The following is a 16,398-nucleotide window of genomic DNA, read 5'->3' as shown; positions in this document are numbered from 1 at the left end:
TGATTAAACCCGTTCAAACGATTCGACACGTGCGCCATGCACTGGGGAGCCGGTTGCCAGGCCCAAGGCCTTCAAACGCTCACCCTCGATGCGGGCGACTTCCTCTGCAGGAACCATGTAGCCCTGGTCGTCACGTGCAGCGTGAGCAACGAAGACAGCAATGGTGCCAACCAGGCTGGCGACAACCAGCCACCAGATGTGCCAGATCATGGCGAAACCGAACACAGTGATCAGTGCACCCATCCACACGCCAGTGGCGGTGTTGTTCGGCATGTGGATCGCGCTGTACTTGGCAGGAGCCTTGTAAGCAGAGCCATCACGCTTGGCTTCGGTGAATGCATCCAGGCCGGCATTAACTGGCAGGGTGGCGAAGTTGTAGAACGGTGGTGGCGACGAAGTCGACCATTCCAGGGTGTGGCCGTTCCACGGGTCACCGGTGACGTCCATGTTCTGCTTGCGATCACGGATCGAAACGTACAGCTGGATCAGCTGGCAGGCGATACCGAACAGGATCAGCACCGCACCGACCACGGCAACGTACAGGTACGGTTCCCAGGCAGGGTTGGTCGAGCTGTTCAGACGACGGGTCATACCCATGAAGCCCAGCGCGTACAGAGGCATGAAGGCCACGTAGAAGCCGGAGATCCAGAACCAGAAGGCCGCTTTGCCCCACTTCTCGTTCAGGGTGAAACCGAAGGCTTTCGGGAACCAGAAGGCGAAACCGGCGATGTAGCCGAATACCGCGCCACCGATGATCACGTTGTGGAAGTGAGCAATCACGAACAGGCTGTTGTGCAGAACGAAGTCAGCACCTGGAACCGCCAGCAGAACGCCGGTCATACCACCGATGGAGAAGGTGATCATGAAGCCCAGGGTCCAGCATACTGGCGCGGTGAAGCGCAGACGGCCCTGGTAGATGGTGAACAGCCAGTTGAACAGTTTCACACCGGTCGGGATCGAAATCAGCATCGTCGCCAGACCGAAGAAGGTGTTGACGCTAGCGCCCGAACCCATGGTGAAGAAGTGGTGCAGCCAAACGCCGAAGCCCAGTACCGAGATCGCGCCGCTGGCGTAGATCATCGACTTGTGGCCGAACAGACGCTTGCCGGTGAAGGTCGAAATGACTTCCGAGAACACGCCGAACGCCGGCAGGATCAGGATGTACACCTCAGGGTGACCCCACGCCCAGAACAGGTTGACGTACATCATCGGGTTCCCACCAAGCTCGTTGGTGAAAATGTGGAAGTCCAGATAACGGTCAACAGTCAGCAGTGCGAGTGTAGCGGTCAGGATCGGGAACGATGCAACGATCAGGATGTTGGCCCAGGTGCAGGTCCAGGTGAAGATCGGCATGTCCATCAGCTTCATGCCAGGCGCGCGCATTTTCAGCACGGTGGCAAGGAAGTTGACGCCCGTTAGCGTTGTCCCCAATCCGGATATCTGTAGCGCCCAGATGTAGTAGTCCACACCGACGCCAGGGCTGTACTGAATCCCGGCCAGCGGCGGATAGGCAACCCAGCCGGTCTTGGCGAATTCACCAACGCCCAGGGAGATGTTGACCAGCGCAACGCCGGACACCAGCAGCCAGAAGCTCAGGGAGTTCAGGAACGGGAAGGCCACGTCACGCGCACCGATCTGCAGCGGCAGGACGATGTTCATCAAGCCGGTGAAGAATGGCATGGCCATGAAAATGATCATGATCACACCGTGAGCGGTGAAGATCTGGTCATAGTGTTCGGGCGGCAGGTAGCCCTCGCCGCCGCCAGTGGCCATGGCCAACTGGGTACGCATCATGATGGCGTCGGCAAAGCCGCGCAGCAGCATGACCATCGCGACGATGATGTACATCACCCCGATTTTCTTGTGGTCGACCGAAGTCAGCCACTCAGTCCACAGGTAGGTCCACTTGCGGAAATAGGTGATAGCACCGATCAGCGCGATACCGCCGAGCGCGATCATGGCAAGGGTCACCATGACTATCGGCTCGTGATACGGTATCGCATCCAGACTTAGTTTACCGAACATCTCTTACTCCTCTGCCCCAGCAGCTGAATGCATACTCGTGTCCACCTCTTGCACAGCGGCTACTTCCTTGCTGGCTTCCTTCTCGTGGTGCACAGGCTTGCCACGTTTCATGCCTTCGTACTTGTCGACGATGGTCTGGAAGAAGTCAGCCGGTGCAGCGCCGTACAGCGCAACCGGATTGTTTTCGCTTGGTTTGGCCAGAGCCTCGTACTCAGCTGCTTCCAGCTGCTTAGGCGACTGCTTGACTTCGTTTACCCAGGCGTCGAAATCAGCCTGAGAGGTGGCAATTGCCTTGAACTTCATACCGGTGAAACCCGCACCGCTGTAGTTGGCGGAGATACCGTCGAACTCACCCTTCTCGTTGGCGATCAGGTGCAGCTTGGTGGTCATACCGGCCATGGCGTAGATCTGACCGCCCAGGCCCGGGATGAAGAACGAGTTCATGACCGCATCGGAGGTCACGCGGAAGTTAACCGGGGTGTTGGCCGGGAAGACGATCTTGTTGACCGTGGCAATGCCTTGTTCCGGGTAGATGAACAGCCATTTCCAGTCCAGCGCGACCACGTCGATCTGTACCGGCTTGACCTCGGAGTCCAGAGGGCGATACGGATCCAGCGAGTGGGTGGTCTTGTAGGTGACATAGCCCAGCGCAATGATGATCAGTACCGGGATGGTCCAGACCGCCACTTCGATCTTGGTCGAGTGCGACCAGTCAGGCGTGTAGTTGGCCGCCTTGTTGGAAGCACGGTACTTCCAGGCGAATGCGATGGTCATCAGGATGACCGGAATCACCACCAACAGCATCAGGCCGGTAGCGATCAGGATAAGGTTCTTTTGCTCAATGCCGACCTGACCCTTCGGGTCGAGCAGGGTCCAATTGCACCCACTGAGAAAAAGCATGCCTAAAAAGGGCAGAATGCCAAACAGTCTGGGGTAACGCTTTTTACTCATTTCACGACCTCTAGAGCAGCTTGCTTCAATGCAATTTGTGTTTTGGTCGCCAACACTTCGTCCTGCCAAGCGTTAGCATTTACGGGATCGAATAGGGGCATGCATGGAGGAGCGCTGTGGCGACTCAGCAAAACCCTATATAACGACGGTTATTATTTTGACTTCGTAGGCAACGGGCCTGTCTTCAGACCAAGTCCATTTGGTGCGGGAAATCACGGAGGGGGGTCAGCCCGGCATCGCCGCTGGCGATGCTCGACAGAGTCAGCGAAAAGAGCCTTAGCTCCTTTAATCCTGCGACTCGCAAGCGGTGCCGAACGGAAATTGGGGGCGATTGTAGATATGTAACCTGGCATTGACTATGACTTATTGCGCAACAGTCCTTTACAGAAACTGCAACAATAAATCGTTCAAAATCAATTTTGCGACAGTTTGTCGCACCCCTCCCAGTACGCCTGAAAGGCCCGCACTACAAGGGCTGCGACTTGATCCAGATCAATGCTGCTGCGACATTCAAGGCGCACCGGATGTCGCAGCGCACTTGCCCGGCGCGTGACTTTTGTCTAAGGCTGGCGACGGTTGCGGTAGATGCCCAGCGGTACCAGAACAGCCGTCAGGGTAAAGGCCAGCAGCGCCCATTGCGCCAGCGACAAACCCAGTACCGGCGGGTAGGGCGTGGAGCAAAAGCCATCGACCTGAAACACCAGCGGCAGAACCGAAGCCAGCGGCAACCCGTCGACGATCGGTTGCAGGGTGTCGATACCACAACTGACGGCCGGGTTGGCCAGAATATAGACATGGTTGCCCGCAGCGGCGATGCCGCCTATGGCGCTCAGTACTACCAGTATCTCGAAGACCGTCAGGCTGCGCTTACCGGGCATGGCCGCACCGATGAAGGCAAACAGGGCAATCAGCAGCAACGCGTACCGCTGCAGGATGCACAGCGGGCACGGTGCCTCACCGAGGACGATCTGCATATACAGTGCGCCTCCGATCAACGCCAGGCAGATTATCCCCAGCAGAACCAGAAAGCGCCGCTCTCGATTCAGGCGCTGTACGTGTTCATTCATTGCCGTTCCCTTTAATAGATAAATGACTCCGCTGGCGGCCGACCGCCACACGAAAGTCTACACGCTGGCTCTGGCCTTTGAATGTGCAAAATTCGCGCCCCGCATCGGCCATCGCGGCTCGGCCGATCACCGAGCGTTACCTCGGGGCAACGGAACGTATCGGAAAGGAGGCATGCGTGATAGACATCAGGCAGTGAAGGATAAGCTGATTAATGCAGGATTAACCTTTAAAGGTTTTTACACATCGAGCTTTTTCCGCTGCGGCGCAGCGTATTGAACCGCCAACAAGGCCGGCTCCAGGCAGGAGTCGGCCTTGTTGGGGATTGTGGAGGGTTATTCCAGCGCTGCAGCCGGCCCGAAGAACTCATAACGGCTCTGCTGCTCCGGCACACCCAGGCCTTTCAGGTGACGCTTGACGGTCGCCATGAAGCCCTTGGGCCCGAGGAAGTAGGCATCCAGGTCACGCTCAGCCGGCAGCCACTGATCCAACTGGTCGAGGGTCAACAGCCCCACGGCATCGGCAGCCGGGCTGGCGCCATCGTCTTCGGCGTAGCAGTAGAAGCGCTTGAACTGCGGATGCGTCGCCGCCAGGTCATCGATCCAGCCACGGAAGGCATGCACTGCACCGTTACGGGCGCAGTGGATAAAGTGAATCAAGCGGCCCGTGGAAAGCGCTGCCTCCACCATCGCCAGCGTCGGCGTGATGCCTACGCCACCACTGATCAGCACCAGCGGCTTGTCGCTGGCAGCCAAGGTGAACTCGCCCGACGGCGGGAACAGGTTCAGGGTATCGCCCACCTGCAGTTGCTCATGCAGGTAGTTGGAGACTTTACCGCCCTCCTCACGCTTGACACTGATGCGGTATTGGCCGCCCTTGCTCAATGCCGACAGCGAGTAGTTGCGACGATGCTCTTCGCCGTCGATGAACAGCTGCAGGCCGATGTACTGACCCGGCTCTGCCGCCAGAATCGCACCGCCATCTTCAGGCGCGAAGTAGAAGGAAACGATCTCGCTGCTCTCCTCCACCCGCGCAGCCAGCTTGAACACCCGCGCACCACGCCAGCCACCGACGGCTTCGGCTTTCTGGTCATAAACCTGGGCTTCGGCGCCGATCAGGATGTCGGCCAGTTGTTGATAGGCTGCCCCCCAGGCGGCAATGACTTCAGGGGTGGCAATTTCACTGCCCAACACTTCTTCAATGGCGCGCAGCAGGCAGCTACCGACGATCGGGTAGTGCTCTGGCAGGATCTGCAAGGCCACATGCTTATTGATAATCTGCCCGACCAGCCCCCCCAGTTGCTCGAGCTGGTCGATATGCCGCGCATACATCAGTACGCCATTGGCCAATGCACGTGGCTGGTCACCGCTGGCTTGGTGAGCCTGGTTGAACAGCGGACGCACCTCGGGGTACTCGCTGAGCATGAGCTTGTAGAAGTGCGTGGTCAGCGCTTCACCACCGCTTTCCAGCAGCGGCACGGTTGCTTTGATGATTGCACGGTCTTGGGCATTGAGCATAAGGGGACTCCTGAGCCTATGGCTTCTGTAAAAAACTGCCATGAGTAATTCAGGAACCGTGCCAAGTTTAAAATTCAATAAAATCAATAACTTAAAAAATATAGAGTCATTATGACCCGATCTGTTTTATAGTCATTTCGACCAACAGGAGTCATTATGACCGCAAAGCCCCTGCTCACCGCCCTGCTGCCACTGGTTAGCGACCTGTCCCGCGAGCTGCCGGAACGCGAACGCTATCGACGCCTGCTGGAGGCCATGCGAACCCTGTTGCCATGCGACGCTGCGGCCTTGCTGAAACGCGAGGGCGAATGGCTCGTGCCATTGGCGGTCGACGGCTTGAGTACCGACACCCTGGGGCGGCGCTTCAAAATCAGCGAGCACCCGCGTTTTCAGGTGTTGCTAAGCCGTCACGAACCCACACGCTTTGCCAGCGACAGCGACCTGCCCGACCCTTATGACGGCCTGGTCGAAGGCCTGCACCAGCACCTTGAAGTACACGACTGCATGGGCTGTCCGCTGTTCGTTGATGAACAGCCTTGGGGGCTGATTACCCTGGACGCACTCGCCCCGGAACGCTTTCAGCAGATTGAGCTTGATGCCCTGCAAGCCTTCGCCAGCCTGGCCGCCGCAACGGTCAAGGTGGCCGAACGGATCGAGCGCCTGGCCCTGCGCATAGAGGACGAACACCAACGGGCCGAACTCTACCGCGAGGCCAGTGGTTTTCAGGAGCGGGAGTTGATCGGCCAGAGCAAGCCGCACAAACGTCTGCTTGAAGAGATCGCCTTGGTAGGCGGCAGCGACCTGACTGTGTTGATCACCGGCGAAACCGGGGTCGGCAAAGAGTTAGTGGCCCAGGCCATTCATGCAGCCTCGGCACGCGCCGACAAGCCGCTGGTGAGCCTGAACTGCGCCGCCCTGCCCGACACCCTGGTGGAAAGCGAATTGTTCGGCCATGTACGCGGGGCCTTTACCGGCGCGGTGGGTGAACGCCGCGGCAAGTTCGAGCTGGCCAACGGCGGTACGCTGTTTCTCGATGAGGTGGGCGAGCTATCCCTGCAGGTGCAAGCCAAATTGTTGCGCGTGCTGCAAAGCGGCCAGTTGCAACGGCTGGGTTCGGATCAGGATCATCGGGTGGATGTGCGCCTGATTGCCGCCACCAACCGCGACCTCTCCGAAGAGGTGCGCGCCGGTCGCTACCGCGCCGACTTCTATCATCGCCTGAGCGTCTACCCACTGCAGGTGCCGCCGCTGCGCGAGCGTGGGCGCGATGTGCTGCTGATCAGCGGCTACTTCCTTGAACAGAACCGCTCCCGCATGGGCCTGAACAGCCTGCGCCTGACCCCCGACGCCCAGGCCGCACTGCTGGCCTATAACTGGCCAGGCAATGTCCGCGAGCTGGAGCACTTGATTGGCCGCTCGGCACTCAAGGCCCTTGGACAACACCCGGAACGACCGAAAATTCTCAGCCTGAGCGCCAGCGACCTCGACTTGCCGGCACCCCACAGTGAGGCAGCATCGGTCAGCAACACTGCAAGCCCTGCCAGTGCGACGGTGGTCGGCGACCTGCGCCTGGCGCTGGACACCTACCAGCGCGACCTGATCAAAGCCAGCCTGGAACGCCATCAACACAACTGGGCGAGTGCCGCACGCGAGCTGGGCCTGGATCGGGCCAACCTCAATCGCCTGGCCAAGCGCCTCGGTCTACGCTGACGCATTAAAGCCAGCCGATGCCGGGCCGATAACCCGACATCTCACCCTGTTCTTAAACCTTGAAGGTGCCTATGGTCTCGCAAAAAGCCCGTGCGGACTCGCTGTCGCTGCTGTTGTTCACCCTGCGCAGCGGCAAGCTGATGGCCATCAACCTGCTCAAGGTCAGCGAGATTATCGCCTGCCCACCGCTGACCCGGTTGCCTGAGTCCCACCCGCATGTCAAAGGCGTCGCCACCTTGCGCGGCAACTCGCTGTCGGTGATCGACCTGTCCCGCGCCATCGGCGAGCGCCCCTTGCTCGACCCGGACGGGGGCTGCCTGATCGTTACGGATATCAGCCGTTCAAAACAGGGCCTGCACGTACAAGCCGTGAGCAAGATCGTTCACTGCCTGAGTACCGACATTCGCCCGCCACCCTTCGCCTCGGGCGGCAAGTCGTTCATTACCGGGGTAACCCAGGTCGACGGTACGCTGGTACAAGTGCTGGACATCGAAAAAGTGATTCACGGCATTACCCCTGCGCCTCACGATCACACCCATATCGAGCTGGCTCCAGAAGACGCTGCGGTGCTTGGCGCTGCCAATATTCTGGTGGTCGACGACAGCCAGGTGGCCCTGCAGCAGTCGGTACACACCTTGCGCAACCTGGGTATCGAGTGCCACACCGCCCGCAGCGCCAAGGAAGCCATCGACAAACTGCTGGAGCTGCAAGGCACTGATCAGGAGATCAATGTGGTGGTCTCGGACATCGAGATGTCCGAAATGGATGGCTACGCCTTTACCCGCACCCTGCGCGAAACGCCGGACTTCCAGCACCTCTACGTGCTCCTGCACACCTCGCTGGACAGCGCCATGAACAGCGAGAAAGCCAAGGCCGCCGGAGCCAATGCCGTACTGACCAAGTTTTCCTCACCGGAGCTGACCGACTGCCTGATCCATGCTGCACGTACGGTGGCCGACTTCGGCCAGTGAAGGCATTGTGCTCACTTGTCGGGCAGTCGGTCTGAGGCATAATCGCAAGCAACCGTCACTGCCCACGAGGCGCGCACCATGAGAAACGCCGTAATGACCCTGTGCCTGTTGGCCTTGCCTCTCACCCAGGCGAGCGCCTCCAGCGATGCAGCCTGGGCCGACGCGCAACACCAGGCATTGGCCACCTGCGTAGCCGCCAGCCAACTCACCGCAGTCAAGCCGCTCAAGCAGAGTGCCTTGTTCGATGACAGCGTGGGTTACACGGCGATCCTCTTGCAGGGGCACTACAAGCCTGCGCACATGAAGAACAAGGCCGGTACCGAGCTGTGCCTGTACCACCGTGAAACCCGTACTGCCCACGTGACCGAGTGGGATGCCGTCACACCCGTCCGCTAAGAAGAAGCCCACTACCGTGTCTCTTTCCACCCCGTTCAATTGCGTTGGCTGCGGCAAATGCTGTACCGATCATCATGTGCCCCTGACCCTGGCCGAAGCCGGGCGCTGGAGCGCATCCGGCGGCCAACTGATTGTCTTGCTCGAAGCGTTTTTCGAGCAAGGCCCAGGGCTGCCCGACGGCCAGCGCGAGCATGCCTTGCGCCGCAGTTTTCCGGTGGCGTGCGGCGCGAGCCAGATCCACCTGGCGGTGACCTTTGCGGCGTATAACGTCGGCCCCTGCCGCAACCTGGATGCGGATTACCGCTGCCGCATCTACACGGAACGGCCACTGGTGTGCCGCATCTACCCAATGGAAATAAACCCGCACATTCCGCTGCGCCCCGAGGCCAAGGATTGCCCACCCGAAGCCTGGCAGGATGGGCCGCTGTTGATTCACCGCGACCAGCTCCAGGACCCGGAACTGGCAGCACTGATCGAGCAATCGCGTCAGGCTGACCGCGAAGATATCCGCGCCAAAGTTGCGATCTGCCAACACCTGGGCATTGATGTCAGCGCCGTCAAGGGCAACGGTTTCACTGCCTACCTGCCGACCGTCGAGGCCATGGCGAGTGCGATCCGTGACGTCGAGGCCTCTGCCGATACCGGCAGCGCTTGGCGCCTGCACGTGACCGATCCGCTATTGGCCGAGCAACTGCGAACGCTGGGTGCGCAGGTCACCAGCGAACCGGCGACCTACTACAGCTTTATTCCACTTCAGGCCGTTTAACTGCGGCGGCGCCAGAATTCGTCAGCCAGTTGCCGCAAGCCCTCGGCCAGCTCGGCAACATTGCTGGAGTTCAGGTGGCCGCGCTGCCCGGCACTGACCGTGACTTCGCTGGCTTGGCGAATGCTGGTGATGTTGCGGTTGATGTCTTCACTGACACTGCTTTGCTCTTCGACCGCCGCCGCAATCTGCAGGCTCATTTCATTGATCTGGGTAACCCGCTGGCTGATGCCATCAAGCGCACTGGCAGCACGCTGTGCCTGCTCAACGCTGTTACCGACATAGGTACTGCTCTGTTGCATCGCCAGCACGGCATTGCGCGCACCGCTTTGCAACACACCGATCATGCGTTGAATTTCCTGAGTCGATTGGGCGGTGCGCTTCGCCAAGCCGCGCACTTCGTCAGCCACCACGGCAAAGCCGCGCCCCTGGTCCCCTGCCCGAGCCGCTTCGATGGCGGCGTTCAAGGCCAGCAGGTTGGTCTGCTCGGCAATGCTGCGAATGACATCCAGCACACTGGAAATCTCACTGCTGTGGCTCTCCAGGTTGTGGATAACTTCCGTGGCAACTTCCAGCTCACGGGCCAACTGCAAAATCGCATTCTGGCTCTGGTCAACCAGTTGCTGCCCGCTCTGGGTTTCATCTTCAGCCTGGTCCGCCGCCTGTGAGGCCTGCTGAGCACTGCTGGCGACCTGAGCCACACTGGCCGCCATCTGGTGGATGGCAGTAGCCACCTGATCCGTTTCACTTTGCTGGCCCAGCGTACTGTTGTGACTGCTGTGCAGGTGGCTGGCCAGCTCAGCCGCTTCCACGGCCAAGCGCTTGGACGTGTCGCCAATGCGCCCAACCACAGCGCCCACCTGAGACTCCAGCATCAGCATGGCAAACTCGATTTGCCCGACGCCATCCCGGCGACCGGTATACAGCTGCTGGCTCAATGGGTTGTCCGCAACTGCCTTGGCACGGCGTCGCAAGCGTTCAAAGGGCCGTAAGAGGGGAAATACCACGGCAGCACTCAGTGCAAAGCTCAGCGCCAGGGTCAGTAGATCCGACAGTGGCAGCAGCCAGTGCGCGGCCATTGCCACGGTAAATGCCAGGCTCATGCCGCCCCATAACTGCCACTCCAGCCCCGGCACAGGCAGGCGCTGCAACCAGCTGGTGCGACCACTGCGCAACTGGGCATACAATCGCTCGGCGGCCTCGACATGCGCAGCTGCCGGTTTGGTGCGTACCGACTGGTACTCAACCGTCTGCCCCTGGCTGGTGATCGGTGTCACAAACGCACTGACCCAGTAATGATCACCACTCTTGCAACGATTCTTCACCAGCCCCATCCACGAACGCCCGCGCTTGAGCGTCTGCCACATCTGCTCGAAGGCCAACGGTGGCATGTCCGGGTGGCGCACGAGGTTATGGTGCTGCCCTATAAGCTCTTCGCGACTAAAACCGCTGACGCTGACAAAGTCATCATTGGCGTAGGTAATCGCGCTGGTAAGGTCGGTGGTAGAGAGGATGTTGGCATCGCCGGGATAATCCATATTGCGGCCAGTCACAGGCAGATTGCTCTTCATTGTGGGCGCTCATTATTGTTGGCAGAAAATCGGCAGGGCGTTCGACTCTAAGGTGTTTTTTTTCTGAAACATTGACTTGGAGCAGGATATTGGCAAATGGCCATACTCGCGTTGTCAGCCGAAAGATGCTCACAGACTGATCAGTCACATCGCCCAGGACAGACACGCGCCTCAGCCATTTTTACCGAAAATGCAACAGTTCTTATCCGAATACTCTCTGTTTCATTCGAACATTTCCGACTAATTTATGTACACCTAACTAGCACTTGCTCTGCAAGAAGGTTTGTCGAAATGTCCAACAGTATGGGTATTGCCAGCGTTTTTGTTCTGTCTTCTTTGTTGTTGTCGCCGGTCGTAATGGCCGAAGAGTCGCAAGCGTTCGTGGCTCAGAATGCCGCCCGCGCCGCCGCACTCGACAACGCTCGCCACGCGATTGCAGAACAGGGTAAAGACCGCTTGGAAACCCAGAAAAACGCAGCGTCCAAGGTTTCGGCGAGTGACCGTAGCGACAGCTGACAGGCGCCCAGCGCCCCCTCTGCTCTCCCCCCGAAAACCGCACCGGTGATGCATTCACCGGTGCGGTTTTCGTCTAAAGCCGCTGCTGATCAGCGGCTTTTTTTGGCGCGGTAAAAAGTGCCTGAGTTTGATCGTCCTTACCCCCTGACGATCGTTGTTTCGCACAATAAAAAACAGCCACACCTTCACCCAAGGAGTTAACCACGGTGAGCATTGCTTTACGATTCACACCACTATTCGTTGCACTGGCTGCAACGATGCCTTTCACTGCCCAAGCAGACGACGAACCCGCTGAAGGTTTCATCGAAGGCTCCAGCCTCAAATTGCTTAGCCGTAACTACTACATGAATCGCAACCAGCTCTCGCAAGGCCAGCGCGATAACAAGGAGTGGGGCCAGGGCTTCATTGGCAAGTTTGAGTCGGGCTACACGCAAGGCCTACTCGGCTTCGGCCTTGATGCGCATGCCATGCTCGGCCTGAAGCTCGATGGTGGTGGCGGTACCGGTAACTCCAGCATCCTGCCGGTCAGCAGTACCAGCAAAGAAGGTTACGAGTACGGCAAGGCTCCGGATTCCTTCTCGACCGCAGGGGCGGCGCTCAAGCTCAAGGCCTTCGACACCGAGCTCAAAGCCGGTGACCTGTTCCTGAACAACCCGGTGATCGCCGGGGGCGAAAGCCGCATGTTGCCGCAGACCTTTCGCGGGGTCAGCCTGACCAACAACAGCCTCGACGGCCTGATGTTCGACGCCGGCCAGGCCAGCTTCACCAAGCTCTACAACCAAAGCGGGCACAGCCGCATCGGCACCTCTTATGGCGAACTGCCAGACGACCGCGAAAGCCGCCACCTGAACTGGGCCGGGGTAGCCTGGAGTTCGATTCCGAACCTCACCGCCAGCCTGTATGCCGCGGAACTCAAGGACATCTGGAACCAGTACTATGCCGACCTCGACTACACCTATCAGGTGAACGATCTGGTCAGCCTCAACCCGGGCGTGCATTTCTATCACACCCAGGACACGGGCGATGCGCTGCTGGGCAACATCGACAACAACACCTACAGCCTGCACTTCACCGTCGGTATCGGTTTTCATGCGATCACCGCGGTGTATCAGCGCGTCAACGGCAACACCCCGTTCGACTACATCACCCAGGGCGACAGCATCTACCTGGACAACTCGCAGATCTACTCGGACTTCAACGGCCCCAACGAGCGCTCCTGGAAGCTCAAGTACGCGTATGACTTCGCGGGCCTTGACGTACCCGGCCTGACTTCGGTGGTGTCCTACTCACGCGGCGAGTTGGACCTGACCAAAGTCGACCCGAACAGCGCAGGCTACGGCGAAACCTGGTACAACCCCGATGGCAAGAACGCGCAGCACTGGGAACGCGACATCGACCTGCAGTACGTGTTCCAGGAAGGCAACCTCAAGGACCTTTCCGTCCTGCTGCGCTGGGCCGCCCACCGGGGTAGCCAGGGCTATTCGCAGGTGGATAACAACGTCGATGAATACCGTGTGATCGTCGAGTATCCGCTAAACATTTTCTAACCTGCGGCATCGCAGGCGAGCCAGTCATGCCTTCGGGGCTGCAATAGCCTTGTTGGAGCAGGCTTGCCTGCGATGGGAGCGTTCGGGCGCCAGCACGTACACAGCGCCCGTATCGCAGGCACCACCTGCACCTGCAGAGACCTACGCACCAAAAGGCACCCGCCGTTCATCTGTTGAACCTGACAAGGTAGCGACATGCATAACCTTAGATCTTGTCCGACAATACACACACCCCTAAAATACGCCGCCGCGCACCCTCCGTGCACTCCCTCTTGCTCATGACCTACGGTCAAACACTGGCAACCATGACTTCGCGCACCCGGCCTCAACGCTCTGCCCTGTACCGAAGCCATCCGGAACTGGTTCTTAACCTGGGCAGTTGCCTGACGGTTCTGGCGATCGTTGCTATCGTCACGTTCCTGTTGATGCGCGAACGTGCGAACGTCGAGCAGGCCGCCGTTCGCTCGGCACGCAACATCGTGCAGTTGATCGACACCGACATTGTGCGCAACGTGGAACTCTACAACCTGTCCTTGCGGGGCCTGATCTGGGCGGCACAGCGCCCGGAGCTGTTGACGATCCCGCCTGAACTGCGCCACCAGGTGCTGTTCAACCAGGCCTTCAGTGTGCCATTGCGCGGCGACATCCTTTGGCTCGACAGTAATGGCGATGTAATCGCTGACTCCAACAGCACGACCCCACGCAGTGCCAACTTTGCCGACAGCAAGGTATTCCAGGATCACCGGGCAAACCCTGGCCTGGGCCTGCTGATCAGCCAACCGTTCAAGGCACGGCTTGGCGACCTGGACTGGTGCATTGGCTTCAGCCGCAGGATCTCGGACATTCATGGCGGATTTGCTGGCGTCGCTGCCGGTGCATTGCGCCTGTCGTACTTCAACGAGCTGTTCCAGCGCCTTGACATCGGCCAGGAAGGCAGCATCAACCTGATCAATACCAACGGCGTACTGCTCGCCCGGCACTCTGCGGTGGACAACCGCCAGTTGGTGGGCAAGGACTTCAGTCAGGAGCCGAACTTCCAACGCGCCATGCAAGCAGGCAAAGGCAGCTTTAGCGCTGTCTCGTCACTGGATGGCAAAGAACGTCTGTTCACCTTTTCCCGGGTCACCGACCTGCCATTGATGGTGGTCGTGGCCCTGTCCAGTGAAGAAGTATTCGCATCGTGGCTGCGAACCGCACTGGTGGTGGGTGCCGCAACAGGTGTGCTGTGCCTCGGCATTCTCTGGCTCACGCTGTTGCTGGGTCGCGAGCTGCGCCGCCGCCAGGATGCCGAACAAGGCCTGGCCACCCTCGCCGCCACCGACAGCCTGACCAACCTGCCGAATCGGCGGCGCCTGGACCAGGTGCTGCGCCAGGAATGGGCCAGGGCCAAGCGCAACGCACGCCCCTTGTCGGTGCTGATGGTGGACGTAGACCGCTTCAAGGCCTTCAACGAGCGGCACGGCCATCAGGGCGGCGATCAGGCACTGCGCAAAGTGGCCGCAACCATCCAGCGCTGCATCCGTCGGCCAGCAGACCTTGCCGCCCGTTATGGCGGCGAAGAGTTTCTGATTATCCTGCCGGAAACCGATACGCAGGGCGCCCATCAACTGGCCGAGAACCTGCGCCGCCAGATCGAAATACAACCACCGTACGCCAACGATGTGCAGCCGGTAACCGTCAGTATCGGCGTTGCCACCCACGCGCCAGACTGCCCGCAGCACAGCCTCGACGCGCTGTTGAGGGCTGCCGATGAGGCGCTATACCAAGCCAAGCACAACGGCCGCAATCAGGTCGTCTAGCCTCAGCGCCCGCCGGGGGCAAATCTGTATGCTGTTTTTCGACGGAATCTGTCCTTTGGCGCACCTGTCGAATGCCTGTATCGTCGTGCCCTCGACGTCACAGGTTGTTGCCGCATAATGAACCCCGAAGCCCTTGAACTGCTGGTCACCCGCGAAATGCCTTTCGGCAAGTACAAAGGCCGCTTGATCGCCGACCTGCCCGGCCAGTACCTGAACTGGTTCGCCCGTGAAGGCTTTCCAAAGGGCGAGTTGGGCAGCCTGCTGGCGCTGATGCATGAGGTCGACCACAACGGTCTGTCGGACTTGCTCGTTCCCCTGCGTAAAAAACACCCACGCCCCCGCCCCTGACAAAGCGAGCCTGCGCATGAAGCACCTGCCCCAGTCTGAGCCCTCCCTTCTGGCCCGCGACGAGGGCTACTGGCAAAACGTTGCCTCGCGCTACGACATCGAGCCTGGGCCGATCAACCTTGAGTACGGTTACTTCGGTCGCATGACTCGCACGGTCGCCGAGCGCTACCAAGCGCATATCATGGCGATCAACCGAGGCAATTCACTGCCGGTGCGTCAGCAGTTCGATCAGGTCGGCACCCTGCAGATCCACGCCGCCCTGGCTGAGCTGTTGCAGGTTCCAGCACACACGGTGGCCCTGACGCAAAGCGCATCGGCATCGATGCTGTCGCTGATCCGCAACTACAACGGCCTGCGCCCAGGCGATCAGGTACTGATCAGCGACCTGGAATACGACAGCGTGCAGCGCGCCATGCGCTGGCTGGCGCACCACCGTGGTGTAGAAGTGATCGAAATCCGTCATCCGCACCCGGCCACTTTCGACAACCTGCTCGACAGTTACCGCCAGGCGTTCGAGCGCTACCCTCGACTCAAGCTGATGGCCCTGACCTACGTGACACACCGCACCGGGTTGGTGATGCCGGTGCAGGCCATTGCCGCCTGTGCCCGAGCACACGGTGTCGAGGTCATGCTCGACGGTGCCCATGCCCTGGGGTTGGTGGACTTCAGACTGGATCAGTTAGGCATCGACTTCGCCGCCTTCAACCTGCAGAAGTGGATCGGCGCGCCGCTGAGCCTGGGTGTGTTGTACATCGCCGAAGAACGCCTGCAGGCCATCGACCCGGACATGAGCGAGGCAAGCTACCAACGGGATGACATCCGCTCACGGGCGCCGTACGGCACGCCGAACATTCCTGCCTGGATGACCTTGCCGACTGTATTTGAAGAGCACCGGGCCATGGGTGGCGCCAGCGTAAAAGGGGCACGCCTGAGTTACCTGCGTGACCTTTGGGTTGAGCAGGTGCGCGCATTGCCCGGTATCGAAGTGCTGACCCCGGACGATCCGCGCCTGTACTGCGGCATCACCTCATTGCGCTTTACCCGCCAGCCTGACCAGCCGGCCATGGTTCGGCGCCTGCTGGACGAGCACAACCTGTTCACCGTGGCCCGCGATGGCTCAGCCTGCGGACCGTGCATTCGGGTGACGCCCGGCTTCACGACAACACCGGACGATATCCAGGCGCTGGTCCGCGCCCTGCACGAACTGGCCTGAGCCCCC

Annotated in this window: 14 protein-coding genes; 9 read left to right on the top strand and 5 right to left on the bottom strand. The window is 59.8% G+C overall.

The window, feature by feature from the left end:
- Positions 1–3: 3 nt before the first annotated feature.
- The 4 genes from cyoB to hmpA all read right to left on the bottom strand — a co-directional run bounded on the left by cyoB (position 4) and on the right by hmpA (position 5,558).
- Positions 4–2,025, bottom strand: a complete 2,022-nt coding sequence (gene cyoB, locus UIA24_RS00890; protein WP_330521965.1) for a cytochrome o ubiquinol oxidase subunit I — start codon at positions 2,023–2,025, stop codon at positions 4–6.
- A gap of 3 nt (positions 2,026–2,028) precedes the next feature.
- Entirely contained in the window at positions 2,029–2,976 is a 948-nt protein-coding gene (gene cyoA / locus UIA24_RS00885) for a ubiquinol oxidase subunit II (protein WP_065758889.1), read from the bottom strand.
- Positions 2,977–3,536: 560 nt separating this feature from the next.
- Positions 3,537–4,043: a disulfide bond formation protein B gene (locus UIA24_RS00880; protein WP_102051875.1), complete on the bottom strand. Its 507-nt coding sequence runs from the start codon at positions 4,041–4,043 to the stop codon at positions 3,537–3,539.
- A gap of 333 nt (positions 4,044–4,376) precedes the next feature.
- Entirely contained in the window at positions 4,377–5,558 is a 1,182-nt protein-coding gene (hmpA, locus tag UIA24_RS00875) for an NO-inducible flavohemoprotein (protein ID WP_065758891.1), read from the bottom strand.
- 156 nt (positions 5,559–5,714) lie between these two features.
- On the opposite strand from hmpA, the gene norR reads away from it, so the two are divergent.
- The 4 genes from norR to UIA24_RS00855 all read left to right on the top strand — a co-directional run bounded on the left by norR (position 5,715) and on the right by UIA24_RS00855 (position 9,401).
- Positions 5,715–7,268 (top strand): nitric oxide reductase transcriptional regulator NorR, encoded by a 1,554-nt coding sequence (gene norR, locus UIA24_RS00870; RefSeq protein WP_330521964.1) that lies wholly within the window; start codon positions 5,715–5,717, stop codon positions 7,266–7,268.
- A 71-nt stretch (positions 7,269–7,339) separates the two neighbouring features.
- Positions 7,340–8,239 (top strand): chemotaxis protein, encoded by a 900-nt coding sequence (locus UIA24_RS00865; protein ID WP_065758893.1) that lies wholly within the window; start codon positions 7,340–7,342, stop codon positions 8,237–8,239.
- Between the two features lie 78 nt (positions 8,240–8,317).
- Positions 8,318–8,635, top strand: a complete 318-nt coding sequence (locus UIA24_RS00860) for a hypothetical protein (protein ID WP_330521962.1) — start codon at positions 8,318–8,320, stop codon at positions 8,633–8,635.
- Positions 8,613–9,401 (top strand): YkgJ family cysteine cluster protein, encoded by a 789-nt coding sequence (locus UIA24_RS00855; RefSeq protein ID WP_330521961.1) that lies wholly within the window; start codon positions 8,613–8,615, stop codon positions 9,399–9,401. Before UIA24_RS00860 ends, UIA24_RS00855 begins: the two co-directional genes overlap by 23 nt.
- Here UIA24_RS00855 and UIA24_RS00850 read toward each other — a convergent pair.
- A complete protein-coding gene (locus UIA24_RS00850; RefSeq protein WP_099773578.1) occupies positions 9,398–10,969 on the bottom strand; it encodes a methyl-accepting chemotaxis protein in 1,572 nt (523 codons plus the stop codon). The two genes, UIA24_RS00855 and UIA24_RS00850, sit on opposite strands and share 4 nt — an antisense overlap.
- Before the next feature lie 291 nt (positions 10,970–11,260).
- Here UIA24_RS00850 and UIA24_RS00845 point away from each other — a divergent pair, with 291 nt between their 5' ends.
- The 5 genes from UIA24_RS00845 (at position 11,261) to UIA24_RS00825 (ending at position 16,392) form a co-directional block, all read left to right on the top strand.
- Positions 11,261–11,485 (top strand): hypothetical protein, encoded by a 225-nt coding sequence (locus tag UIA24_RS00845; protein WP_330521960.1) that lies wholly within the window; start codon positions 11,261–11,263, stop codon positions 11,483–11,485.
- A 257-nt stretch (positions 11,486–11,742) separates the two neighbouring features.
- The gene (locus UIA24_RS00840) at positions 11,743–13,032 is read left to right on the top strand and encodes an OprD family porin (RefSeq protein ID WP_442962997.1); all 1,290 of its coding nucleotides are present in this window, start codon (positions 11,743–11,745) and stop codon (positions 13,030–13,032) included.
- Between the two features lie 278 nt (positions 13,033–13,310).
- The gene (locus UIA24_RS00835; protein WP_330521958.1) at positions 13,311–14,831 is read left to right on the top strand and encodes a GGDEF domain-containing protein; all 1,521 of its coding nucleotides are present in this window, start codon (positions 13,311–13,313) and stop codon (positions 14,829–14,831) included.
- A gap of 114 nt (positions 14,832–14,945) precedes the next feature.
- On the top strand, positions 14,946–15,179 hold the full coding sequence (locus tag UIA24_RS00830) for a DUF3820 family protein (protein WP_083199871.1): 234 nt from the start codon (positions 14,946–14,948) through the stop codon (positions 15,177–15,179).
- A 16-nt stretch (positions 15,180–15,195) separates the two neighbouring features.
- Positions 15,196–16,392: an aminotransferase class V-fold PLP-dependent enzyme gene (locus UIA24_RS00825; RefSeq protein ID WP_330521957.1), complete on the top strand. Its 1,197-nt coding sequence runs from the start codon at positions 15,196–15,198 to the stop codon at positions 16,390–16,392.
- The last annotated feature ends 6 nt before the right edge of the window (positions 16,393–16,398 follow it).

The sequence above is a fragment of the Pseudomonas sp. AL 58 genome (assembly GCF_036348395.1).
Taxonomy (GTDB): Bacteria; Pseudomonadota; Gammaproteobacteria; order Pseudomonadales; family Pseudomonadaceae; genus Aquipseudomonas; species Aquipseudomonas defluvii.
This window is presented reverse-complemented; position numbering and strand designations above follow the sequence as displayed.

Bases quoted from the DNA above. Each gene is read 5' to 3' on its own strand.
- cyoB (WP_330521965.1), bottom strand. From the start codon at position 2,025: ATGTTCGGTAAACTAAGTCTGGATGCGATACCGTATCACGAGCCGATA.
- cyoA (WP_065758889.1), bottom strand. From the start codon at position 2,976: ATGAGTAAAAAGCGTTACCCCAGACTGTTTGGCATTCTGCCCTTTTTA.
- UIA24_RS00880 (WP_102051875.1), bottom strand. From the start codon at position 4,043: ATGAATGAACACGTACAGCGCCTGAATCGAGAGCGGCGCTTTCTGGTT.
- hmpA (WP_065758891.1), bottom strand. From the start codon at position 5,558: ATGCTCAATGCCCAAGACCGTGCAATCATCAAAGCAACCGTGCCGCTG.
- norR (WP_330521964.1), top strand. From the start codon at position 5,715: ATGACCGCAAAGCCCCTGCTCACCGCCCTGCTGCCACTGGTTAGCGAC.
- UIA24_RS00865 (WP_065758893.1), top strand. From the start codon at position 7,340: ATGGTCTCGCAAAAAGCCCGTGCGGACTCGCTGTCGCTGCTGTTGTTC.
- UIA24_RS00860 (WP_330521962.1), top strand. From the start codon at position 8,318: ATGAGAAACGCCGTAATGACCCTGTGCCTGTTGGCCTTGCCTCTCACC.
- UIA24_RS00855 (WP_330521961.1), top strand. From the start codon at position 8,613: ATGCCGTCACACCCGTCCGCTAAGAAGAAGCCCACTACCGTGTCTCTT.
- UIA24_RS00850 (WP_099773578.1), bottom strand. From the start codon at position 10,969: ATGAAGAGCAATCTGCCTGTGACTGGCCGCAATATGGATTATCCCGGC.
- UIA24_RS00845 (WP_330521960.1), top strand. From the start codon at position 11,261: ATGTCCAACAGTATGGGTATTGCCAGCGTTTTTGTTCTGTCTTCTTTG.
- UIA24_RS00840 (WP_442962997.1), top strand. From the start codon at position 11,743: ATGCCTTTCACTGCCCAAGCAGACGACGAACCCGCTGAAGGTTTCATC.
- UIA24_RS00835 (WP_330521958.1), top strand. From the start codon at position 13,311: ATGACCTACGGTCAAACACTGGCAACCATGACTTCGCGCACCCGGCCT.
- UIA24_RS00825 (WP_330521957.1), top strand. From the start codon at position 15,196: ATGAAGCACCTGCCCCAGTCTGAGCCCTCCCTTCTGGCCCGCGACGAG.